Below are 24,180 nucleotides of genomic sequence, written 5' to 3'. Positions count from 1 at the left end.
ACCTTTTTGGAAACCATCGAAAAAAAGCAGTAAACAAAGCAACATTTATAAAATGATGCAACAATATGGTTTTGATAATTATTCAGATTTCTGGAAATGGTCAGTTGTCAATAAAGAGGTTTTTTGGGAAACAACAGTACAAAATTTAGGAATTAAACTAGCACAAAAATTCACTTCAATTTTAGATATTTCAAAAGGTGTTGAAAATCCAGAATGGTTAAAAAACGCTAAATTTAATATTGTAGATTCTTGTTTTCAAAATAGTGATAATGCAATAGCAGTGGTTTTTCAAGAAGAAGGAAAAGAGCTTCAAAAAGTCACTCAAAAAGAATTTCTAAATTTAGTAAACCAAATTGCAAATGGCTTGGTTGAATTAGGTTTAAAGCAAGGTGATAAAATTGCGATTGACATGCCAATGACTGTTGAAGCTGTTGCTATTTATTTAGCAGGAATTAAGGCAGGAATGCCAATAGTTACCATTGCAGATAGTTTTACATCAAACGAAATAGCAGTACGTTTAAAAATTACAAATCCTAAAGTAATTTTCACACAAGATGTATTGCAAAGAGCAGGAAAAGAATTGCCTCTTTTTCAAAAAGTTGTGGAGGCTAATGCTCCAAAAGCAGTTATTTTAAAAGTATCAGATAAAAAAATCAATTTAAGAAATAAAGATATATATTTTGAGAACTTTTTAAGTTTAAAAACGAATTTTAAAACAATAATTCAAAACCCAGATGATATTATTACCATTTTGTTTTCATCTGGTACAACAGGAGAGCCAAAAGCAATTCCTTGGACACATACAACGCCAATAAAAGGAGCAAGTGACGGATACTATCATCAAGATATTCATAAAAACAATGTGGTTTGTTGGCCAACTAATTTAGGTTGGATGATGGGGCCTTGGTTGGTTTTTGCAGCATTAATAAACAAAGCAACAATAGCATTGTATTACGGAACACCAACAGATAATGAGTTTGGTGAATTTGTGCAAAATGCAAAAGTAACTATGTTAGGCGTTATTCCAAGTTTTGTAAAGTATTGGAAAAGTTCTAAGTGTATGGAAAAGTACGATTGGAATGCTATTAAATGTTTTAGTTCAACAGGAGAAGTTTCAAACCCTTTAGAAATGGAATACTTAATGCAATTAGCGAATAATAAACCCGCTATTGAATATTGTGGAGGTACTGAAATTGGTGGAGGTTATGTAACAAGCACCGTAGTACAACCCAATATAGCAAGTACGTTTTCAACACAGACTTTAGGTGGTGAATTTGTATTGTTAGATGAAAACAACAATAAATCAACCAAAGGTGAAGTATTTTTAATTCCTCCAATTATGGGTTTGTCAACCAATCTTTTAAATAGCAATCATTTTGAGGTGTATTATAAAAATACTCCAACTTTTGAAGGAAAAACGTTACGTAGGCACGGAGATCAAATGGAGCAACTTAAAAATGGGTATTATAAAGCGCAAGGTCGCGTTGATGACGCCATGAATTTGGGCGGAATAAAAGTTAGTTCTACTCAAATAGAAGCCATTATTAATACATTGTCATTTGTGAAAGAATCTGCTGCAATAGCCGTTTCACCTAAAGGAGGCGGACCAAGTTTGTTAATGGTTTATTACGTAGAAAGTACTGTGGAATTTTCTAATGAAGAACGTTATAATCAAGCTAAAAATAGTATCAGAAAACAATTAAATCCATTATTTAAAGTAACAGAATTAGTTAAAATTGAAGTATTACCCAGAACAGCATCTAATAAAGTGATGCGAAGAAAATTAAGAGATTTGTACGAACAGCATAAAACATAATTGTGAAAATAATATCATACAACGTAAACGGAATAAGAGCAGCTTTAAAAAAGGGATTTATTGAATGGTTAACAGCTGCAAATCCTGATGTTGTTTGTATTCAAGAAACAAAAGCACACAAAGAACAATTAGATTTAAGTTTGTTTGAAGAAGCTGGATATCCATTTCACTATTGGTTTTCTGCACAAAAAAAAGGATATAGTAGTGTTGCTATTTTATCTAAAATAAAACCCAAACATATTGAGTATGGCACAGGAATTGAAACAATGGATTTTGAAGGAAGAAATTTACGTGTAGATTTTAACGATTTTTCAGTAATGAGCTTGTATTTACCATCAGGAACTAATGATGCACGCTTAGAATTTAAACTGAATTATATGGCTGAATTTCAGCAATATATAAATGATTTAAAAAATGAAATTCCTAATCTTATTATTTGTGGAGATTACAATATTTGCCATGAAGAAATAGATATTCATAACCCTAAAATGAAAGGTGTTTCAGGATTTTTACCTATTGAAAGAGAATGGATAGGTAAATTTATAGCGAGTGGTTTTATAGATTCGTTTCGTCATTTAAACAAAGAACCGTATAATTATTCTTGGTGGAGTTATAGAGCTAATGCAAGAAACAATAACAAAGGTTGGAGAATAGACTACAATATGGTAAGTGAGCCAATGAAAGAGAGAATTAAAAGAGCTTATATTTTGCCAGAAGCCAAACACTCAGACCATTGCCCGATAGTTGTTGAAATAGATTAATTAAAAAATATAATAGTACAATGTTGAAAAAAATAATAGTTTTATTCGTTATTTCAATTGCCTTAAATTCGTGTGTTTCTAAAAAATTATATCAAGAATTAGACACAAAATATAGTAAACTACAGGATTTAAACAGAACAGTAATTAAAGAAAAAGATAATTTAGTTGCTTCAAAAAAACAGCTCGAAGAAACTTTAGAGAAGTTAGAAACAGCATATGCTGAACTTTCAACTCAGAAAGAGATTTTAGATAATGAATATACTTCTCTTCAAAATAAATACAATAATTTAGATGAATCCTACGAACTACTTTCAGCTCAAAGTTCAAAAAAATTAGCAGCACAATCTAAAAAAAATAAAGAGTTGTTAGCTCAACTTGAAGAAAAAGGAAAGAAATTAACGATAGAAAGTAATCGATTAGAAAAATTACAAAAAGAATTAAATTTACGTGCTAAACAAATTGATGAACTTCAAAGATTAATAGATGCAAAAGAAGCTAAAATGCAGCAATTAAAAAATGCAATTTCAAATGCATTACACAATTTTGAAGGAAAAGGATTAACGGTAGTTCGTAAAAATGGAAAGATTTATGTCTCTATGGAAAACAAATTGCTATTTAATTCAGGTAGTTGGGCTGTAGGGGTTCAAGGTAAAAAAGCAGTTGAACAATTAGCAAGTGTATTGTCAAAAAATAAAGATATTCAAGTGTTAATTGAAGGACATACAGATGATGTTCCATATAAGGGAAACACACTAATTGACAACTGGGATTTATCAGTAAAACGAGCAACAGCAATTGTTAGAATTTTAGAAAATAACCATGTAAATCCAACTCAAATTACTGCGGCAGGAAGAAGTAAATTTATGCCAATTAGCACTAATAAAACAGCAGAAGGGAAAGCTAAAAACAGAAGAATTGAAATTATTTTAGCACCAAATTTTGATGAAATTTCAAAACTTTTAAACGAATAATAATTAATGAATAAATTAATATATATAAGCTTGTTTTGTTTTAGTCTTGGTTTTTCTCAAACAAAAACAGATACTTTAAAAGTTCAAGAAATTGAGGATACAAAAGAATTATTTTCAACTTCAGACACGCTATTTTCTAAAAAAACAGATTCTACAACATTTAAAACATTTAAAGAAGCAACATTAATAGATAGTTTATGGTTGAATGAATTGATAAAATCACCACTATATGACACCATAACCTATGTGTTAAAAGATGATGAAATTTTACTTACAGAATTAGAAGAATTACCAACAGAATTATTAAAAGAAAGGCTGAAAATTTTAGATAGCAAAACACCATTTCATATTGAATACAATAAAAATTTGGAACAGGTTATAAGAACGTATTTAAAAAGACGAAAATCAGCTTTCTCAGCTTTAATGGACAGAGCCCGTTTTTACTTTCCAATGTTTGAAGAACAGCTAGATAAATATGATGTTCCGTTAGAAATTAAATACTTAGCAATTGTAGAATCAGCGTTAAAACCAAGGGCTCGCTCAAGAGTTGGAGCAACCGGCTTGTGGCAATTTATGTATCAAACGGGTAAACAATTTGGATTAAATGTAAGTTCGTATGTTGATGAACGTTCAGATCCTTATCGAGCAACAGAAGCTGCATGTAAATATTTAGCAAGTTTATATAAAATATTTGGAGATTGGGATTTAGCTTTGGCAGCATATAATTCAGGCCCTGGAAATGTAACAAAAGCAATAAGACGCTCTGGAGGAAGTACAAATTATTGGAATATTAGACATAATTTACCACGAGAAACGGCAGGATACGTGCCTGCATTTTACGCTACATTGTATATTTTTGAATATGCCAAAGAACACAATATAAAAGCTAAAGAAAGTGCTATAAATTATTTTGAAACCGATACAGTTCAAATAAAAGGACAATTAACTTTTGAACAAATTTATGAAACGTTAAATGTTGATATTGAAGTACTTCAGTTTCTAAACCCACAGTATAAGTTAGATATTATTCCGTATATAAAAGGGAAAAATTATACACTTACTTTACCTGTAAAAGATATTGGGAATTTTGTGAGTAATGAACAGCAAATTTATGCTTTTGCAAATGCTGAAGAGGCAAAAAGAGAAAAGCCGTTGCCAAAGTATTTTGAAATGAACGATAGAATAAGATACCGAGTTAGAAGTGGTGATTATTTGGGAAGAATAGCTGAAAAATTTGGTGTTACAGTTTCAAAAATTAAGCGTTGGAATAATTTAAGAAGCACGCGGTTGCGTATTGGACAACGATTAACAATTTACCCAAGAAAATTAAATATTGTTTCTAGTTCTAGTTCGAAATCAGCAAAAAAAACACAAAAAAAATCATTTCCTAAAGGTAAATTTAATACGTATATTGTAAAATCTGGAGATTCGCTGTGGTTAATTGCTCAAAAGTTTGCAAATGTTTCAGTACAAGATATTAAAGATTGGAACAATATTTGGAGTGTTAAAAACTTAAAACCAGGAACCAAATTAAAAATATTTAAAAAATAAGATGAAAAAAGTAGGAATTCTTTTAGTGATAGTTTCTTTTATAATTTCCTGTAATTCAGGGAATAATCAAAAAGTATTAAAAGAGGCAAATGGTAGAATAAACAATTTACTTGTAGTAATGAAAAATAGTGAATGGCAAGGGAAATTGGGTGATGAATTGCGTAAAATTATTGCAGAGCCGGTAGTAGGTTTACCTCAACCAGAACCACAATTTGAAGTTTCGCAAGTACCACCAGAAAGTTTTGGAAGGATGTTTAAGGCAAGTAGAAGTGTATTAAAAATAGGTGTTGCCGATAAAAATTCGTTTACTATAAGTACAGATGTTTATGCTTCACCACAAAAAATAATTACTATTATTGGTAAAAGTGAAAAAGAACTGATAAATGAAATTCAAAAAAACAGTAAAAAAATTATTTTAGAGTTTAAAAAATCGGACTTAAGAGCAATTCAAAGAAAAATTCTTAAAAAATATTGGGATCCATCAAAAATTAAAACATTTGAAAAGCAAGGATATTCGCTAAAAATACCTCGCACATACAATAAAGTTGAAGATAATGGTGATTTTATTTGGTATCGTTATCATTTATTTGGAGGAAATAGTATGGAGTTAATTTCTTATACAGTACCAATTACATCAGAAGATGATGAAAACGGAAATAATATTGTGGCAATTAGAGATGCAATAGGTAAAAAATATATGCCAGGAGAGATTGAAAATTCATACATGATTACTGAAAAAGCATATACACCACATATTTTTGAAGTAACATTAGATGGCAAAAAAGCATTTGAAACTAGAGGGAAATGGGAAGTGAAAGGAGTATATATGGCAGGTCCTTTTTTAAGCTATACAGTTGTAGATAAACCAAATAATAGATTAGTTGTTGTTGAAGGGTTAACATACGCACCTTCAATTAATAAGCGTGATTATATGTTTGAGCTAGAAGCTATTTTAAAAACCTTAAAAATAAACTAAAAGCGAACGACAACATATCCCCTAGGGGTTTTGGTATAATGCTTGCCATTCCATTTGTAGTATTGGTGTCCGTTTATATATACTATTTTGTGTGCTCTTGGTATTTTTTTAATAAATACAACGTTTGTTGGTCTTGTTCTTACAGTAGTTACACATGATGTTAATGTAAAGATAAAAAACAAAGAAAGTATAAATAAAAAAGTAGTTCTCATAACTATATAATTTAAGGGTTTAGTTATAAGACTGGTTTAAACCACAAAGGTTTAATTTTTTTAGCTATTTTACTTCTTTGTCCATTTGTCACGCAGAGGAACAGTTCTATTAAAAACTAAATTACTTTTAGTGGTATCTTTATCTACACAAAAATAACCTAAGCGCTGAAATTGGAATCTATCTAAAACAGAAGCACTTTTTAAACTTGGTTCAACAAAAGCTTCAATTATTTGTAAAGAATTAGGATTTATAAATTCCTTAAAGTCAATATCTTTATGTCCGTCAGGAGCTTCATCTGTAAACAACCTATCATAAATTCTAACTTCAGTTTTTATGGCATGTTTAATAGAAACCCAATGTAATGTACCTTTAACTTTTCGTTTACTTGCTTCAGTACCACTACCACTTTTACTGTCTACATCATACGTACAGTAAATTTCAGTAACCTCACCATTTTCATCTTTCAAACAGCTTTCAGCTTTAATAATATATGCATTTTTAAGCCTTACCTCTTTGCCTAATTTTAATCGGAAGAATTTTTTATTAGCTTCTTCTCTAAAATCTTCTTTTTCAATATATATTTCACGAGAAAAAGGGACAGATCTACTACCAAAACCTTCTTCATAATCATTATAATTAGCTTCTAAAAATTCCTCTTTTCCTTCAGGGTAATTAGTAATTACAATTTTTACGGGGTTTAAAACAGCCATTACACGCGGAGCAGTTTTATTTAAGTCGTCTTTAATACAATATTCTAATAAAGCCACGTCAGTTACATTGTCTCTTTTTGAAATCCCTGCAGTATCACTAAAATTCCGAATAGATGTTGGCGTGTAACCTCTTCTTCGTAATCCAGAAATTGTAGGCATACGTGGATCATCCCAACCGGTAACAATACCTTCTTCAACCAATTGCAATAATTTACGTTTACTCATAACAGTATAACTTAAATTTCTACGAGCAAACTCACGTTGTTTTGGTCGTAATTTTGCTGGGTCGCAAACTTGGTCTAAATACCAATCGTATAAATCTCTATGGCTTTTAAATTCTAAAGTACAGATGGAATGTGAAATTTGTTCAATATAATCTGATTCTCCGTGCGTCCAATCATACATTGGGTAAATACACCAATTTTTTCCTGTTCTATGATGTTCTTTTTTTAAAATTCGATACATAATAGGGTCTCGCATATGCATATTTACATGTTTCATATCAATTTTTGCACGAAGTACGTGAGAACCTTCAGCGAGTTCCCCATTTTTCATTTGTAAGAATAAATCTAAATTTTCTTCAATAGATCTATCTCTATTTGGGCTATTGGTTCCCACTTCGGTTGGCGCTCCTTTTTGAATTGCCATTTCTTCAGAAGTTTGATTATCAACATACGCTTTTCCTTCCTTAATTAATAGAACTGCCCAATCATACAATTGTTGAAAATAATTAGAAGAATAGAGTTCTTTATCCCATTTGAAACCTAGCCAATTAATATCGTGTTTAATAGCGTCAACATATTCTTGTTCTTCTTTAGCTGGGTTTGTATCATCAAAGCGTAAATTTACAGGCGCATTATATTTTAAACCCAATCCAAAGTTTAAGCAAATTGATGCTGCATGACCAATATGTAAATATCCATTTGGTTCAGGAGGAAACCTAAAACGCAGTTTTTCTTTCGGTAAACCATTTGCTAAATCTTCTTCAATAATTTGTTCTAAAAAATTTAGAGACTTTTTTTCTTCATTCATAATGCTAAAACTAATAAGCTGTAAAATTATTGATTTTTTTTTGCAATACAACTATAAAATAGTTGTCATTACTTAAGTGTCAAGAATTTTTAAAAACAACATCGGTTACATTTAAATAATAAAACAACTTACCTTTGTTTAAAATATTTTAATATGGGAATAATAAAAATAAAAAATATTAGAATTTATGCCTATCATGGTTGTTTGGTTGAGGAAGGGAAAATAGGTTCAGATTATCGAGTAGATGTATCTGTAAAGGCAGATTTATCAAAGTCAGCACAAACAGATAACCTTATAGATACAGTTGATTATGTATATTTAAATAAAATAGTAAAACAAGAAATGGCCATTCGTTCTAAATTGTTAGAAGAAGTAGCTAAACGTATTTTAAACAGAATTTTGGTTGAAATACCTCTAGTAAAAAAAGCGAATGTAGCAGTTTCAAAATTAAATCCTCCAATTGGCGGTAATGTTTCAATGGTAACCATTGAGATGAGTAAAAGCAGAAGTAAAAAGCTAAACATATAAAATATTATTACAGAAAAGAGTTTAAGTATAAAATGAGGTTACAATAATTTAAAAAATACTTGCCAACAAATTAAAAATACGTAAATTTGCAATCCAAATAAGGCGTCGTGGCCGAGTGGCTAGGCTGGGCTCTGCAAAAGCTCCTACAGCGGTTCGAATCCGCTCGATGCCTCAAAAAACCTAAGTGAGAACTTAGGTTTTTGCTTTTCTTTAACACTTTCTTAAGTATAAAATCATGTATCTTTGCACGTATAAGTTTGTATATGAAAATTTACCCTATTGAAACAGGAAACTTTAAGCTAGATGGCGGGGCAATGTTTGGAGTGGTACCTAAAGTTTTATGGCAGCGAACAAATCCTGCTGATAGCAATAATTTAATTGATATGAGCCTAAGAACCATGCTTATTGAAGATGGTAACAGGCTTATTTTAATAGATACCGGTGTTGGCAATAAACAATCAGATAAGTTTTTTAGTTATTATTATATGTTTGGAGACTTTTCTTTAGACGCTTCGTTGGCTAAACATGGTTTTCATAGAGATGATATTACCGATATATTTTTAACACATTTACATTTTGATCACTGTGGAGGAAGTATTCAATGGAATAAAAATCATACAGGTTATGAACCCGCGTTTAAAAATGCAAAATTTTGGAGCAACAAAAACCATTGGAAATGGGCTACAGAACCTAATCCAAGAGAAAAAGCTTCTTTTTTAAAAGAAAATATCAATCCTATTGAAGCAAGTGGACAGTTAAACTTTTTAGATATTCCTTCTGGTAATTTTGCAACAGATACAGTACTCGGATTTGATATCTTATTTGCCGATGGACATACCGAAAAACAAATGATACCCCATATTCAATACAAAGGAAAAACAATTGTATTTGTAGCAGATTTATTACCTACTGTTGGACACATTCCACTACCATACGTTATGGGGTATGATACGCGTCCATTATTAACAATGGATGAAAAATCAAAGTTTTTAAATGAGGCAGCCAACAATAACTATTTTTTGTTTTTTGAGCATGATGCAACAAATGAATTGTGTACAGTAAAACAAACTGAAAAAGGGATTCGATTAGACAAAACATATAAATTTAGCGAAGTATTTAATTAAATAATAAATAGAAATGAGAATATTTAAACCAATGTTTGTAGCGGTTCTTGCAACTGTTACCTTAGTTAGTTGTGGTTCTATAAAAAATTTAGAAGTACCAACTATGGATACAACTGTGAATATTGAGCCAAAAAAAGGCGCAATAAGTGAAGAACAATTTAATCAATGGGCACATGCTGATTTAGTAACGGATACTATACCTGGAATTAGTTTAGATAAGGCATATAAATTTTTAGAAGGTAAAACAGGTACACCTATTGTTGTAGCAGTAATTGATTCAGGAATTGATATTGAGCATGAGGATTTAAAAGATGAAGTTTGGACAAACCCTAAGGAAATTGCAGGAAATAAAATTGATGATGATAAAAATGGTTATGTTGATGATATACACGGATGGAACTTTTTAGGAGGTAACGGGGTAGCTGCTCCTGAACAATTAGAAATTACACGTATTGTTGCAAAATTGAATCCTCGTTTTGAAGGAAAAACAATTGACGATATTAGTGATGATGAAAAAGTAGAGTTTGAAAAATATCAAAAATACTTAAAAGCATACGAGGCTTCTTCTAGCAAACATTTTAAAACAATGAATCGTTTAGTTCAAATAGGCGAAAACTTTGCAGCTATTAAAAAATTCTTGGGGAAAAATAGTTTTACAATAGAAGATTTACAAGCTATTAAAACTGAAGACCAAAAATTACAAGCTCAAATAGGTGATATTTTGGGTTTAATGTTAAGAGGTTTAGATGAAAAAGCATATTTAGAATATTATGAAACTCAAAAGAAAAATAAAAATTTCGATTTTGATTTTAACGGAAGAGCTATTGTTGGTGATAATCCTACTGATATTAATGATACCAATTACGGAAACCCATATGTAATAGGTTCTGTTGAAGATGAATCTCATGGAACACATGTTTCAGGTATTATTTTAGCCACACGTAATAATGGTGTAGGTATGGATGGCGTTGTAAATAATGTGAAATTAATGTCTGTAAGAGCTGTTCCTGATGGTGATGAACGCGATAAAGATGTTGCTTTAGCTATTAGATACGCGGTTGATAATGGAGCTAAAGTTATAAATATGAGTTTTGGAAAAAGTTTTTCTCCTTATAGAAATTGGGTTTTTGATGCCATAAAATATGCTGAGAAACATGATGTTTTATTAGTACATGCCGCAGGAAATGATAATAAAGATATTGATGTAAAAGATAACTGGCCAAATGATTCTTCGGATAAAATTAATGAATTTGCTGATAATGTTTTAACCGTTGGAGCAATAAGTGTTAATTATAACGAAAAGTTACCAGCAACGTTTAGTAATTATGGGCAAAAAAATGTAGATATATTTGCGCCTGGTGTTCAAATATATTCTACCATACCTCAAAACAGTTATGCGAAGTATAGTGGAACATCTATGGCATCGCCAGAAACAGCGGGTGTAGCTGCATTAATTAGATCTTATTATCCTCAATTATCTGCAAGCCAAGTTAAACACATTATCATGAATTCAGGAACAAAACTAAATATGAAAGTATTTAAACCAACAAGTAGAGGACAAGAACCTGAATTGGTTGACTTTTCAACATTGTCAGTTACAGGAAGAATTGTAAATGCTTATAATGCATTGGTTTTAGCCGATAGAATGGTAAATAAAAGATAAAAATTATAATTTTCTGTTAAAAAACACACTCATTATCGAGTGTGTTTTTTTGTTTGATAGAGTTATGTTTATATTGCAAACTTAAAAACTGAATACCATGAATAAAGTACTTATTTTTCTATTCTCAATTAGTTCAATTATTTCATTTGCACAAAATAACACTTCTTATTGGCAACAAAAAGTTGATTATAAAATGGATGTAGATATAGATGTTGAAAATTATCAATACAACGGAACTCAGAAGTTGGTATATACAAATAACTCTCCTGATGTATTAAATAAAGTATTCTATCATTTATACTATAATGCATTTCAACCAAATAGTGAAATGGATGCTCGATTACAAGAAATTGTTGATCCAGATAGAAGAATGGTAAATAATATTGGCACTGCTGAAAACCCAAAATACGAAAGTAGAATTGCAAAATTAAAACCAAATGAAATAGGGTATTTAAAAGTACTTTCATTAATGCAAAATAATAAGAAAGTACAATACAAAGTAATAGGTACAGTTTTAGAAGTTATGTTAAATGAGCCAGTAAAGCCAGGAGAAAAAGTAACTTTTGACATGGTTTTTAAAGGTCAATTGCCAGTGCATATTAGAAGAGCTGGAAGAAACAATAAAGATGGGGTAGCGTTATCTATGGCACAATGGTACCCTAAAATGGCTGAATATGATTTTGAAGGATGGCATGCCGATGCTTATATTGCAAGAGAATTCCATGGCGTTTGGGGTAATTTTGATGTAACCATCCATATAGATAGAAAATATACAGTTGGAGGCACAGGGTATCTCCAAAATCCACAAGAAATAGGACATGGATATGAAAATAACACACAAAAACTTAAAGTTACAAATGGAGAAAAATTAGCATGGCATTTTATTGCGCCAAACGTACATGATTTTACTTGGGCAGCAGATCCAAATTACATTCATGATATTTTAAAAATGGATAATGGAGTTACTCTCCATTTTTTATATAAAAATGATGAAAAATATACTAAAGCTTGGAAGAAAATTCAACCATATACTGCAAAAGCTATGGAATATTACAATAAAAATATAGGTGAATACCCTTGGAAACAATATTCTGTAATTCAAGGAGGAGATGGAGGTATGGAATACGCAATGTGTACATTAGTTGCAGGAGGTGAAACATTTGATAGTATTGCAGGGACAATATTTCACGAATTAGCACACGAATGGTTTCAGCAAGTTTTAGCAACCAATGAAAGTGAATATTCATGGATGGATGAAGGGTTTACAAGTTATATATCATCGATGGCTTCAAATAAAATTTTAAGAGGAGGAGATGGAAAGCCATCTTCAAGAAATTATAGAGGGTATTTTTACTCGGTTAAATCAGGAATTCAAGAGCCTCTAACCACTCATGCAGATAGGTTTAATACAAATGCAGCATTTAGTATTGGCAGTTATACAAAAGGGAGCATGTTTTTAACACAACTAAATTATATTATTGGAGAAAAAAATGTAAAGCAAACTATTAAAAAATATTTTAATGACTTTAAATTTAAGCACCCAACGCCTAATGATATTAAAAGAGTGGCCGAAAAGGTGTCAGGATTACAATTAGGCTGGTATTTAAATGAATGGATTGAAACTATGCATACTATTGATTATGCAATTGCTAATGTAGAAGGTAAAAATATAACGCTAGCAAGAGTTGGTACAATGCCAATGCCAGTTGATGTTTCTGTAACTTATGTTGATGGAACTTTAGAAAAATTTACCATTCCTTTAAGAATGATGTTTGGTTATAAACCAACAAATAATACCATCTTAAAAAATTGGGCTTGGGCACATCCAACATATACTTTTTCTGCTTTAAAAGAAATTAAAACGGTTGAAATAGATCCATCTCAATTAATGGCAGATATTGATAGAAGTAATAATAAATTTGAAAAAGAGTAAAACTAAAAAAGGGTATTATTATTTAACTTCAGCCATTCCCCAATAATTATAACTAGCAGGTTTCCAGCCAGGAAGGTACATGGTTTCTAATTTTTTAATAGTAAAACCAGAACCCTCTATTAGAGTTGGAATATCTCTGTTCAAATTACAACCTCCCCCAATGCGTTTCCAAAAAGGATTTACTATATTTTGATATTTTTGTATTCCTTTTTCAGGAGCTTTTCCATGTTCACAAAATAAGAGTTTACCAGTTGGTTTTAAAACTCTTTTTATTTCTAAAAATGCTTTATCTAAATCTGGAATCGTACACATTGTATAAGTCATAACAACAGTATCAAAATGGTTTTTTGGTAAAGGAATATTTTCAGCAAAAGCTTTTATAAATTCAAATTCAAAAGGTAAAGAAAGCGTATTGATATTACTTTTTTTCCAAAGTTCTTCAGAAGGGTCAATAGCTGTAAGCTGTTTAACTTTTTTAGTATAATAAGATAAATTTAAACCCGACCCTATACCAATTTCCAGCACATTTCCAGTTGCTAATGGAATTATTTTTTCTCGTTGAAGCATACTTGGTTTTTGACTGCAAGCCCAATGTATTGCTTTTGGAAGAATAAATTTATTGTAAAGCCCCATACTTTAATGATATAATTAATTTAAGATAATTAGTATGATGTAAAAATATCAACCAATTTTTGTAAATATAATGTGTTTCCAATTAATTTAATGCATAAGATAAATTTATTAATAAATAAACCAAACAGCAATAAAAACACAATAAACAGCAGTAAAAATACAACAAAAAGTAATTTTACTTGGATTACAACTATTTGTGTTGTAGCTTTATAGCGTAAATTAACCGCAACTTATTATGAAACGAGTACCCCTAACAGATAATAATACTTCAAATGCAATTACCCAATTTGCAAAGAGGAATTATTACACATACGTAAAACATTACAAAGCCAGAAATTTAAAGCCAATGCCAATAGAAGAGTTCTTAAAAAATTACAATAGTTAATTTTAGTTTATTTTTTTAATGCCTATAGTCTATTAAAAAATGTTTAATTTATTTACGGAATTATTTGAGTGTAATTAACATTAATAAAATGTCATTATCATATAATAATATCTGTTAAACCATTTGAACGATTCATTATTTTAGGGTAATTTTCTTTAAAATTATTAAAAATAAAATCTATTGGAACATCATTAAAAGATCCATAATCTTCTATATATTCCATAAACTCATTACCGAAATTGTCAAATTCTTGAAATATAGAATCGTTTTCTCCGTCAAATTCCAAAGGAGCTACATTGCATTTGTGACATAATTCTATATTAAAAGCAGGTGAGGCTTTAATCCATTTATTATCTAAAAAAACATCTACCATTCCGTGCGGACTTATTTCATCAGTCCCAAATTTCTCTACAATTCGTTCTATACCAATATGATTTTTCACTTTAGCTAAATGAATTTTTGCAGGAATTTGCAATCCGCGTAAGGCAGCTATATATAAAATAGATTTATCTATACAATGAGTTTCAGTTTTTTTAGCAATAACACTTGCTTTATAATTTTGCTTTGATAAACTTATTTTATATGGATTGTATCTCCAATTATCACGGATTTTAAGATACAATTGTTTTGCTTTTTCTTTTTGTGTTAGTGAGTTTGATTTAAACTCCTGTATGAGTTTTTGAATCTCTTCAGTATCATAATCAAAATAATACGTAGCTTTTAAATAATTCATTTTAGTAATTAATAACAGTAAAAGGATTAATATTTACAATAGAACATTTTTTACACGTCCAACTTCACCGGTTTCTAATTGAACTTTTATTCCGTGAGGGTGATTTGTTGAATTGGTAAGAATTCTTTTTACAATACCTTTTGTTAATTCACCAGTTTTTTGATGGTGTTTTTGAACAATTTCTACTGTTGCACCTATTTGAATATTCTTTCGAATATTTCCTGTTAATTTTTTAGTTTCCATAAATTTTTATATAATTTTATTCAACTTTTTCAATAACACTATTAAAGAATTTATTTTCTTTAGGAACAAAACCTTTTAAAATTAAAAAAACACCAAAAACCATTAATACAATACCCATAATTCGTTTTACTTTATAAGCCATTTTTGGAGTTAATTTCTTTTTTAATTGTTTTGCTAATAATATTTTTCCAATATCAGTAATTAGATAGCTAACTAAAATAATAGTAAAATAATTAAATATTTTTGCTGGGTTCATTTTTAAATTGGAACCAACAATTACAATCATTCCTAGCCAAAAAGCCAATACTCCAACATTTATAAAATTGAGAAAAAAGCCCTTTAAAAAAAGTTTTATATAATTTGTTTTTTCAGGGAGTAAAAAATCTTTATTCGGAATTATATTTTTTTGACTTTTATCTAAATAGGTAATTAAACCATAAATGAGTAATATTAAACCTCCAATATAAAATAGGCGAGGGTCATCTTTAATTTCTTCTAATAAACTTTTACTTCCAAAGTAAGCAATTAAAATAAAGGTAATATCACCTAAAATTACACCAATATCAAATACAAATGCGGCTCTAAACCCTTTTAAAATACTTGTTTGAATTAATATAAAAAAAACAGGACCAATCATAAAGGCTAAAAAAAAACCAATAAGTATAGCGTCTTTTATTTCGTTAAATTGCATAAGGGCGGTTTAATAAGAACGTTAAAATACCATAATTATTAAACATCATCATAATCAATGGTAATTTTTTGCGAAGTTGGGTGTGCTTGACAAGTTAAAATTAGTCCTTCTTTAATTTCTTTGTCAGACAAAATTGCGTTTTTATCCATTACAACACTTCCTTCTACAACTTTTGCTATACAACTACTACAAATTCCTCCTTGACAAGAATACGGAGCGTCAATTCCTTCTTTTAAAGCAGCTGTTAAAATAGTTGTTTTAGAATTCATTGTGAAAGTGGTCTCTTCATCGTCAACAAGTACGGTAATATCACAATTTCCTTCAAAGGTTTTTGTAACGTCATTTTTAGAGGAAGAAGGAGTTGAAAACAATTCAAAATAAATATTGTTTTTATCAAATCCACTATTAATTAATGTGTTTTTTACAGTTTCAATCATAGTTTCAGGGCCACATAAAAAAGCTGAATTAAAAGTACAACCTGTAAATTTATTTTTTAAAATAAAGTTGATATTCCCTTCATCAATTCTACCAAATAAAGCATTAGGTTGTTGCTCTCTGCTATAAACATATTGAATATTGAAAGTTGTTGGATACTTATTTTTTAAAGTATCAATTTCCCCTTTAAAAATAGTATCTTTTACTGTTTTATTTCCAAAAACAAGAGAGAAAGTACTAGTAGGTTCATCTTCTAAAACAGCTTTTATCATTGCCATAACAGGTGTAATACCACTGCCAGCTACAATTCCTAAGTAATTTTTAGCATTATTTTTAGAGGTTTCTAGTATAAATTTTCCTTCTGGAGCAGACACCTCTAAAACATCACCCTTTTTTAATTTTGTTGTTGCAAATACAGAGAACAAACCATTTTTAATTTTTTTAATGGCAATTCTCAATTCACCACTATTTGGTGATGAACAAATAGAATAAGCTCTCCTAATTTCTTCGCTAGCAATTGTTGTTTTAATGGTGATGTATTGCCCGGCAATAAAATTAAAATTATTTTGAATTGCTTTAGGGATATCAAACACAATAGAAATAGCATCAGGCGTTTCTTGTTTAATTTCTTTGACGATAAGAGAATGAAAATTTGACATTATCAATAATTTAAGGCTACAAAAGTAATTAATCTAAACATAACTTTTTGTTAAAAATAATACCTAAGATTCTTATACATAAGAAAATTATGTATATATTTGTTTTGTTGAAAGTTTAAATAAATAAACGATTTAGCGAATAAACAGTTAATAAATGGGAAATCAAAAATTGTATAAAGGATCATTACAAACAATTATTTTAAAGTTGTTAGGAGAGAATGATAAAATGTATGGTTATGAAATAACCCAAAGAGTGAAACAGCTTACCAAAGGAGAATTGAATATAACGGAAGGTGCTTTATACCCGGCATTACACAAATTAGAAGCCGAAGGTTTACTAGATGTTGAGGTTGCTAAAGTTGATAACCGTTTGCGTAAATATTATAAACTCACAGAAAATGGCACCAAAGAAACGGTGAATCGTTTAGCCGAATTGGAAGAATTTATTAAAACAATGCAAACTATTGTAAACCCTAAATTTGCTTAAATCCCCAACATGAAATTGCTATAACTATGAAACTCACCAAAGAACAGATTAAGCAAGTAGAAAATTATTTAACTAAAAAAGGAATTAAATATATTGACATTCGTTTTGAAGTATTGGATCATATATCTACTGATTTAGAATATTTGATAGAACATAATAACTATTCTTTTGGAGATGCTTTTAAAGAAGTAACAATAAAATGGAATAAGAGTTTTAAAAAAACTTCAAGCTTATTATTAGGTTACAGTAGTAATGGGCCTAAAATGTTAATTAAAAAATGCATCAAAATTTATAAACCGTTATTTGTTAAATCATTAATTCTAGTATTTTTATTTATAGCAATAGGTTATAGTGTAAATTATTATTTTGAATATTCATTAATAAACTATAAAAATGTAATTCATCAATTTATATATTTAGCACTTATTTTATACTGTGGAATTATCCTTTTTTGGTATATTAAAATACGATTAGGAAAAGCAAATACAACATTCAGTTATCTTTTTCGAAAACGAATTATTCCAAATTTATTCTCTGTATTTATTTTTATGCCTTACTTAAATGACAGCTATATTACTAGAGAAAATAAACTTAGCGTAATAATGTTCGCAATGTTGTTTGTTTTTTTCTTAACCTTTCTAGGTGCTAGATACTTCTTTAAAAACCACTTAAAAGCAGTTTCAAACTATAAAAAGTATCAGTTAAAATGAAACTTACCAAAGAACAAATAACATACATAGATGATTATCTAAAACATCACAAAGTTAAATATTGGGATATTCGAATAGAATTATTAGACCATATTGTAAGTACTATTGAAGAAAAAATGGAGCAAGGCATTTCATTTGATGATGCCATGATTGAAGTTCATAAAAGTTTTGGGAATTCTATGAAAATGCTATGGAATACAGGTGTTGAATATTCAATTTTTGCGAATGGACTAGGTTTTAAAAATTTAGTTCAAACTAAGAAAAAGCAAATGAATAAGAAGTATAGAAATTTATACTTTAAGGAGATTTTTAATTTCTTAAAATCATTCAGAAATTCAACTATTCTGGGAATTATATTTTACTTGAATTATTTATTATTTCAAAATGTAGAATATGTTAGGTTTAAAAGAATTAATATAATTGTTTTTCTAATTCCAATTATATTTTTTGTTATTTATTCAATTCGAAATTTTACTATTAAAAATAAATCAATCCATTTAGAATATGCTTTATTCTATTATACGTTTTCTTTTTCTATTTTAAATATGTTTCTTCAAATTAGTAACCCTGATGGCTTATTTAATGTTAGTAAAGAATTTCAAATAATTGTTGTAGCTATTATAGCTCCATTAAATTTAGTATTTTCTTATTGTGGTTTAAAGCTTTATAAAAGAACTTATGAAAAATATAGTAAAATATTTAAGCAACTTCAATCGTTATGAAACTAACTTCCTCACAAATCCAACAACTTTACAGGTTTACACGTCAACATTATGTAGAATACTACGATGTACAAACCGAGTTGGTTGACCACCTAGCAAACGATATTGAACATATTTGGCTTTCACAACCCAACCTTTCTTTTGAGGATGCTAAAACTATTTCATTCAAAAAATTTGGTGTTTTTGGTTTTATGGAAGTTGTTGAAGCTCGCTCAAAAGCACTAAATAAAAAATATTGGAAATTGGTATGGAAAATTTTTAAGCAGTTTTTTAATGTACCACACATTATTATTTCAATCTCAATTTTTTTAATATTACTTATGGGTTTTCAATTTATTCCCTCAAAAATGCTATTTATATCAATTAGTATTGGAGGGGTAATTATTTTGAGTTTCAAATTGTATTTTTTGAATCAAGAAAAAAAGAAACGTTTTAAAGACACCAATAAAAAGTGGTTGCTAGAAGAATTTGTTTTTAATTTAGGAGGAGCAGCAGCTTTTTTAAATTTATTTTTACAAATGGCAAATTTTTCACCCGAAACAACTTCAAATACTCTTATCTTAATTGCCTCGTTCATTTTAACAATATTTATTTTATTAATTTACATCACAACATTTATTTTACCTTCACAAATTGAAGAGATATTGATAAAACAATATCCCGAATACAAATTAGTGTAACAATTTATGCTTAAGAGATACTTATTTAACAACAATTAGCACAAACTATATGATTTCACACTTTTTAACTTTAGAATGGAAACAATTTTCTAGAGCCGCCTATTTTCAAAAAGGAATTGCTATTAAAATTTTATTAATATTTGCCGTAATTTATTTTGGGGGCAGCGCCTTAATTATGGGAGGAGCCTTGTATTTTATTTTAAAAGATGCAATTCCAAAAACTGATCCTATTGTTATTGTAAATAACTTTTTAATTTATTGGTTTTTGTTTGATTTGATTTTGAGATATTTTATGCAACAATTACCAGTAATGAATATTAAACCGCTAATGACTATTCCTGTTAAAAAGAAAACAGTTATTCATTATTTATTAGGAAAAACTACCATTTCTTTTTTTAATTTTTTGCCAATATTTGTGCTTTTCCCTTTTAGCGTGGTTTTGCTTATAAAAAATTATCCGGCAGTAAATGTGATATTTTGGTTTTTATCAATGGGGTTTCTAACCTATTCAATCAACTTTTTAAACTTTCTAATTAACAAAGTAAATGCAATTTTTTACAGTTTAATTTCTGTGTTGGTTGTACTAATTGTGTTAGAATATTTTAAAATATTTCAAATATCAAAACCTATTGGTACTGCTTTTAACACGTTGTACAATAACCCAATATTAATTGTAATTCCGGCTTTACTATTGGCGGTTTTGTATTTTATGAATTTCAAGTATATAAAAAGTGATTTTTATATAGATGGAAAAGTTTCAAAAAACATAAAAGAAGTTAATACAGCTGATTTATCTTGGATGAATAGATTTGGAAGTGTTGCAATATTCTTAAAAAACGATGTAAAACTAATTTGGCGAAATGCTCGCCCAAGACAAGTAATGTTAATGTCGTTCTTATTTTTATTTTATGGACTACTTTTTTACACAAACAAAACATATCAAGAAATGCCAGCAATTTTAGCTTTTGCTTCTATATTTGTAACGGGTGGGTTTTTATTAACTTTTGGTCAATTAGTTCCTTCTTGGGATAGCGAGTATTACAAACTATTAATGAGTCAAAATATTTCCTATAAAAAATACTTAGAATCAAAATGGTATTTAATGGTTTTTGCGGTAACTATTTCATTTGTATTAAGTACTCCATATTTATACTTTGGTTGGAAAATTTATGGAATGATAGTAGCTGGAGCCTTTTTTAATATTGGTTTAAACTCTTTTATCACGTTGTTTGGAGGTGCTTTAAATAGAACGCCGGTAGAATTAAATGTAAAGGCAAAAGCGTTTAGTAATACCAACGGATTTAATCCAACTCAAATGTTAATAGCATTACCAAAAATGGTATTGCCTATGTTGCTATTTTATATACCATATAAGTTTATAAATTTTGAAGCAGGACTTTTAGTACTTGGTTTTAGCGGTGTTTTAGGAATTATTTTTAGAAACTTCTTTTTAACTAAAATTGAAGGCATTTATCAAAAAGGAAAGTACAAAACCATTGCCGCATACAACGAAAAAAAATAAGCAAATTTTAAAAAGTAATATAAATGATATCAGTAACTAATCTCACAAAAAAATACAACAACGTTCAAGTTTTAAATATAGAAGCATTAGAAATTCCAGACGGACAAGCTTTTGGTTTGGTAGGAAACAACGGAGCAGGGAAAACTACTTTTTTTAATTTAATACTCGATTTAATAAGTCCAACAACCGGATTTATTACTAATAAAAATATTCAGGTTAATAAAAGTGAAGATTGGAAACCTTTTACGGCTGCTTTTATTGATGAAAGCTTTTTAATTGGGTATTTAACTCCTGAAGAATATTTCTATTTTATTGGTGAACTACGAGGGATGAACAAAGCCGATGTTGATACTTTTTTAGCGCAATTTTCAGAAATTTTTAATGATGAAATTTTAGGAAAGAAAAAATATTTACGGGATTTATCAAAAGGAAATCAAAAAAAAGCTGGAATTGTAGCTGCATTAATTGGGAATCCAGAGGTAATTGTGTTAGATGAACCCTTTGCAAATTTAGATCCAACCACACAAATTAGACTTAAGTTATTGTTAAAGGAATTAACCAAAAATAATAATTCAACAGTGTTAATTTCAAGTCATGATTTAGGTCATATAACAGAGGTTTGTGAACGTATTGTTGTGCTAGATAAAGGCAATGTGGTTAAAGATTTAAAAACGTCTAAAGAAACACTAAAAGAATTGGAATCCTATTTCTCTGCGTAATACAATAAATACACATAATTTTGTATTTTTACAACCCTTTAACAATAATTATAGTAAATAACTAGTTAGAGGCGAGTAAAACATTTTCTTTTGAAAAATATTTTTAAAATAGTAGGTGCTTTTTTTATGATTCTTTTTGTTGTTGGTTGCTCAACAAAAAAAGATGCTTTTTTAAATCGAAATTTTCAGGCTATGGCCACAAAGTACAATGTACTTTACAATGGGAATGAAGCTCTTAAAAAAGGGTTACTTGAATTAAACTCAAACTATAGTGATAATTATTGGCAACGCTTACCTATTGAACCTTTAAAAATTGATGAATTAGCACTACCAGGTGTTAAATTAGACAAAGATATTTCTCCAAAAGAATTTGAAAAAGCAGAAGAAAAAGCAGTAAAAGCAATTCAAAAACATTCTATGCTAATTGCTAGGCAAGAACGAAATAGCCAAATAGATGATGCCTATTTATTACTAGGGAAATCTCGTTATTACTCTAAAAGATTTGTGCCTGCGTTAGAGGCTTTTAACTTTGTGATTTTAAATTATCCAAACGCAGACTTGATAGATGAAACTAAAATTTGGCAAGCAAAAACCTTAATTCGCTTGCAAAATGAAGAACAAGCTATTGAAAATTTAAATAATTTATTAAAAGACAAAGAGTTAAAAGATAAAATTAAAGAACAAGCCCATACCGCAATTGCAATGGCTTATGTAAAAAAAGATAGCTTACAACAAGTTATTAATCACCTAAAAAAAGCAATTTTAGCCGACAATAACAATGAACAAACAGCTCGTAATTTATTTATACTTGGTCAAGTTTATAGAGAAAAAAAATTAATAGATTCCTCAAATATTTCATTTCAAGAATTAATAAATTTTAAAAAAGCACCGTTTAAATACAAAATTCATGCATACATTGAAAAAGCAAAAAATGTTTCAACAAAAGAAGAAGCTTTAGCAACTATTGCTATTTTAAAAAAATTATTAAAAGATAGAGATAATAGACCTTATTTGGAAGAAATATACTATCAACTGGGTGCCATAGAAAATAAAATAGGTTTAGAAGGAGCTATTGAGTATTATAAAAAATCTTTACAAGCCAGTAAAACAACTAATTTACAAAAAGAAATTACCTACCAATCTATAGGAGATTTGTATTTTGATAAAGCTAAATTTGTTACAGCAGGGTTGTATTATGATAGTATTTTAAATATAACGAAAGAAAAACATACGAAACGCATAAGACGTTTAACTAGAAAACGAAATAATTTAAATGAAGTTATTTTTTATGAAAAAATAGCAAAAACAAATGATAGTATTTTAAAAGTAGCTTCTATGAGTAAAGAAGAACAAATAGCCTTTTTTACAGGGTATATTGAAAAACTTAAAGCCAATGAAGAATTACTGCAACAAAAAATAAATACAGGATCAGCATTTTACAACTCAAATAACTTAAATGAAGAAAACTCAAATGCAGGAAAATGGTATTTTTACAACATTCAGGCTGTTGGTTTTGGAGAACAAGAATTTCAACGCGTTTGGGGAAATAGGCCCTTAGAAGATAATTGGCGCTTGAGTGATAAAACGCAACTTAATTTAGAGAATAGCAAAACAAATATTACTCAAAAAAACGATGTAATTAATACTCCTGAAAAACTAAAATTACCTTATTATTTAAATAAAGTAGTAACAAGTAAGCATAAAATTGATAGTATTACAAAAGAGAGAAATGACGCATATTTTAAATTGGGAATTATTTATAAAGAACAATTTAAAGAATTCTCTCTAGCTACAGATAAATTAGAGAAACTACTTACGTTTAACCCTGTTTCTACATTATTATTACCAACAAAATATCATTTGTATAAAATTTATAGTCATCAAAACAATAAAAAAGCTATTTTGCTAAAAAATGATATTATTAATACGTATCCTAATTCGAAATATGCTAAAATTATTTTAAATCCTAACGAGGTTTTAAACAACGATTCTGAAATTACTCCAAAAGATGAGTATGCCGCTGTTTTTTACGAATATAAAGACAAACTGTATGAAGAAGTAATTAAAAAAACAACCATTGCCATAAGTAAATATGAAGGTGAAAAAATAGTTTCAAAATTTGAACTATTAAAGGCTTATGCAATAGGGAAAAAAGAAGGGCTAGAAGCTTTTAAAAAAGCATTAAATTTTGTTGCTATGAATTACCCAAATACTGAAGAAGGAAAAAAAGCATTAGAGGTAATAAACACTATAAAAACTAAAATATAAACAAACCCTAAAAAA

Annotated in this window: 23 protein-coding genes and 1 tRNA gene; 18 read left to right on the top strand and 6 right to left on the bottom strand. The window is 28.9% G+C overall.

The window, feature by feature from the left end; genetic code table 11:
• Positions 1–52: 52 nt before the first annotated feature.
• Genes Lupro_RS08375 through Lupro_RS08355 form a run of 5 tightly spaced genes read left to right on the top strand, consistent with a single transcriptional unit; the run spans position 53 to position 6,075 of the window.
• Complete coding sequence (locus Lupro_RS08375) at positions 53–1,816, top strand: AMP-binding protein (protein ID WP_082703885.1); 1,764 nt, start codon at positions 53–55, stop codon at positions 1,814–1,816.
• A 2-nt stretch (positions 1,817–1,818) separates the two neighbouring features.
• The gene (locus tag Lupro_RS08370; RefSeq protein WP_068208630.1) at positions 1,819–2,577 is read left to right on the top strand and encodes an exodeoxyribonuclease III; all 759 of its coding nucleotides are present in this window, start codon (positions 1,819–1,821) and stop codon (positions 2,575–2,577) included.
• A gap of 20 nt (positions 2,578–2,597) precedes the next feature.
• Positions 2,598–3,548 carry an OmpA family protein gene (locus tag Lupro_RS08365; RefSeq protein ID WP_068208626.1) on the top strand — a complete coding sequence of 317 codons (951 nt, stop codon included), beginning with the start codon at positions 2,598–2,600 and terminating at the stop codon, positions 3,546–3,548.
• A 6-nt stretch (positions 3,549–3,554) separates the two neighbouring features.
• Complete coding sequence (locus Lupro_RS08360) at positions 3,555–5,099, top strand: lytic transglycosylase domain-containing protein (RefSeq protein ID WP_068208625.1); 1,545 nt, start codon at positions 3,555–3,557, stop codon at positions 5,097–5,099.
• Between the two features lies 1 nt (position 5,100).
• Positions 5,101–6,075 carry a DUF4837 family protein gene (locus Lupro_RS08355; RefSeq protein WP_068208624.1) on the top strand — a complete coding sequence of 325 codons (975 nt, stop codon included), beginning with the start codon at positions 5,101–5,103 and terminating at the stop codon, positions 6,073–6,075.
• A 281-nt stretch (positions 6,076–6,356) separates the two neighbouring features.
• On the opposite strand, the gene Lupro_RS08350 is transcribed toward Lupro_RS08355, so the two are convergent.
• Positions 6,357–8,030 (bottom strand): glutamine--tRNA ligase/YqeY domain fusion protein, encoded by a 1,674-nt coding sequence (locus Lupro_RS08350; RefSeq protein ID WP_068208623.1) that lies wholly within the window; start codon positions 8,028–8,030, stop codon positions 6,357–6,359.
• A 153-nt stretch (positions 8,031–8,183) separates the two neighbouring features.
• Here Lupro_RS08350 and folB point away from each other — a divergent pair, with 153 nt between their 5' ends.
• From folB to Lupro_RS08325, 5 genes are all read left to right on the top strand, one after another.
• Positions 8,184–8,558 carry a dihydroneopterin aldolase gene (gene folB / locus Lupro_RS08345; RefSeq protein WP_068208618.1) on the top strand — a complete coding sequence of 125 codons (375 nt, stop codon included), beginning with the start codon at positions 8,184–8,186 and terminating at the stop codon, positions 8,556–8,558.
• A gap of 101 nt (positions 8,559–8,659) precedes the next feature.
• Positions 8,660–8,730, top strand: a tRNA-Cys gene (locus Lupro_RS08340).
• Between the two features lie 91 nt (positions 8,731–8,821).
• Positions 8,822–9,682, top strand: a complete 861-nt coding sequence (locus tag Lupro_RS08335) for an MBL fold metallo-hydrolase (RefSeq protein WP_068208615.1) — start codon at positions 8,822–8,824, stop codon at positions 9,680–9,682.
• Positions 9,683–9,695: 13 nt separating this feature from the next.
• Entirely contained in the window at positions 9,696–11,345 is a 1,650-nt protein-coding gene (locus Lupro_RS08330) for a S8 family peptidase (RefSeq protein ID WP_068208612.1), read from the top strand.
• 97 nt (positions 11,346–11,442) lie between these two features.
• Positions 11,443–13,278: a M1 family metallopeptidase gene (locus Lupro_RS08325; protein WP_068208609.1), complete on the top strand. Its 1,836-nt coding sequence runs from the start codon at positions 11,443–11,445 to the stop codon at positions 13,276–13,278.
• 18 nt (positions 13,279–13,296) lie between these two features.
• Here Lupro_RS08325 and Lupro_RS08320 read toward each other — a convergent pair whose 3' ends face one another.
• On the bottom strand, positions 13,297–13,911 hold the full coding sequence (locus Lupro_RS08320; RefSeq protein WP_068208605.1) for a class I SAM-dependent methyltransferase: 615 nt from the start codon (positions 13,909–13,911) through the stop codon (positions 13,297–13,299).
• Between the two features lie 235 nt (positions 13,912–14,146).
• Here Lupro_RS08320 and Lupro_RS13540 point away from each other — a divergent pair, with 235 nt between their 5' ends.
• Positions 14,147–14,296, top strand: coding sequence for a hypothetical protein (locus tag Lupro_RS13540; RefSeq protein ID WP_158499558.1), 150 nt, complete (start codon positions 14,147–14,149; stop codon positions 14,294–14,296).
• 97 nt (positions 14,297–14,393) lie between these two features.
• Here Lupro_RS13540 and Lupro_RS08315 read toward each other — a convergent pair whose 3' ends face one another.
• The 4 genes from Lupro_RS08315 to Lupro_RS08300 are packed head-to-tail and all read right to left on the bottom strand — an operon-like array spanning position 14,394 to position 17,057.
• Positions 14,394–15,029, bottom strand: coding sequence for a transglutaminase-like domain-containing protein (locus Lupro_RS08315; RefSeq protein ID WP_068208603.1), 636 nt, complete (start codon positions 15,027–15,029; stop codon positions 14,394–14,396).
• Positions 15,030–15,062: 33 nt separating this feature from the next.
• Positions 15,063–15,272: a YwbE family protein gene (locus tag Lupro_RS08310; RefSeq protein WP_068208600.1), complete on the bottom strand. Its 210-nt coding sequence runs from the start codon at positions 15,270–15,272 to the stop codon at positions 15,063–15,065.
• Between the two features lie 16 nt (positions 15,273–15,288).
• Complete coding sequence (locus tag Lupro_RS08305) at positions 15,289–15,963, bottom strand: LysE family translocator (RefSeq protein WP_068208596.1); 675 nt, start codon at positions 15,961–15,963, stop codon at positions 15,289–15,291.
• 38 nt (positions 15,964–16,001) lie between these two features.
• The gene (locus Lupro_RS08300) at positions 16,002–17,057 is read right to left on the bottom strand and encodes a ferredoxin--NADP reductase (RefSeq protein WP_068208588.1); all 1,056 of its coding nucleotides are present in this window, start codon (positions 17,055–17,057) and stop codon (positions 16,002–16,004) included.
• A gap of 154 nt (positions 17,058–17,211) precedes the next feature.
• Between Lupro_RS08300 and Lupro_RS08295 the strand changes: the two genes are divergently transcribed.
• From Lupro_RS08295 to porW, 7 genes are all read left to right on the top strand, one after another.
• Positions 17,212–17,544, top strand: coding sequence for a PadR family transcriptional regulator (locus tag Lupro_RS08295; RefSeq protein ID WP_068208585.1), 333 nt, complete (start codon positions 17,212–17,214; stop codon positions 17,542–17,544).
• Positions 17,545–17,570: 26 nt separating this feature from the next.
• Complete coding sequence (locus Lupro_RS08290) at positions 17,571–18,254, top strand: hypothetical protein (RefSeq protein WP_068208582.1); 684 nt, start codon at positions 17,571–17,573, stop codon at positions 18,252–18,254.
• Positions 18,251–18,976, top strand: a complete 726-nt coding sequence (locus Lupro_RS08285; RefSeq protein ID WP_068208579.1) for a hypothetical protein — start codon at positions 18,251–18,253, stop codon at positions 18,974–18,976. The genes Lupro_RS08290 and Lupro_RS08285 overlap by 4 nt, the downstream gene beginning before the upstream one ends.
• Complete coding sequence (locus Lupro_RS08280; protein ID WP_068208575.1) at positions 18,973–19,656, top strand: hypothetical protein; 684 nt, start codon at positions 18,973–18,975, stop codon at positions 19,654–19,656. Before Lupro_RS08285 ends, Lupro_RS08280 begins: the two co-directional genes overlap by 4 nt.
• Positions 19,657–19,705: 49 nt before the next feature.
• Positions 19,706–21,178 carry a DUF5687 family protein gene (locus Lupro_RS08275; protein ID WP_068208572.1) on the top strand — a complete coding sequence of 491 codons (1,473 nt, stop codon included), beginning with the start codon at positions 19,706–19,708 and terminating at the stop codon, positions 21,176–21,178.
• Positions 21,179–21,201: 23 nt separating this feature from the next.
• Complete coding sequence (locus tag Lupro_RS08270) at positions 21,202–21,897, top strand: ABC transporter ATP-binding protein (protein WP_068208569.1); 696 nt, start codon at positions 21,202–21,204, stop codon at positions 21,895–21,897.
• 90 nt (positions 21,898–21,987) lie between these two features.
• A complete protein-coding gene (gene porW, locus Lupro_RS08265; RefSeq protein WP_144439121.1) occupies positions 21,988–24,165 on the top strand; it encodes a type IX secretion system periplasmic lipoprotein PorW/SprE in 2,178 nt (725 codons plus the stop codon).
• The last annotated feature ends 15 nt before the right edge of the window (positions 24,166–24,180 follow it).

It is taken from the genome of Lutibacter profundi (assembly GCF_001543325.1).
Lineage (GTDB): Bacteria > Bacteroidota > Bacteroidia > Flavobacteriales > Flavobacteriaceae > Lutibacter > Lutibacter profundi.
The sequence above is the reverse complement of the archived record's forward strand: the minus strand, read 5'-3'. Positions and strand labels throughout refer to the sequence as shown.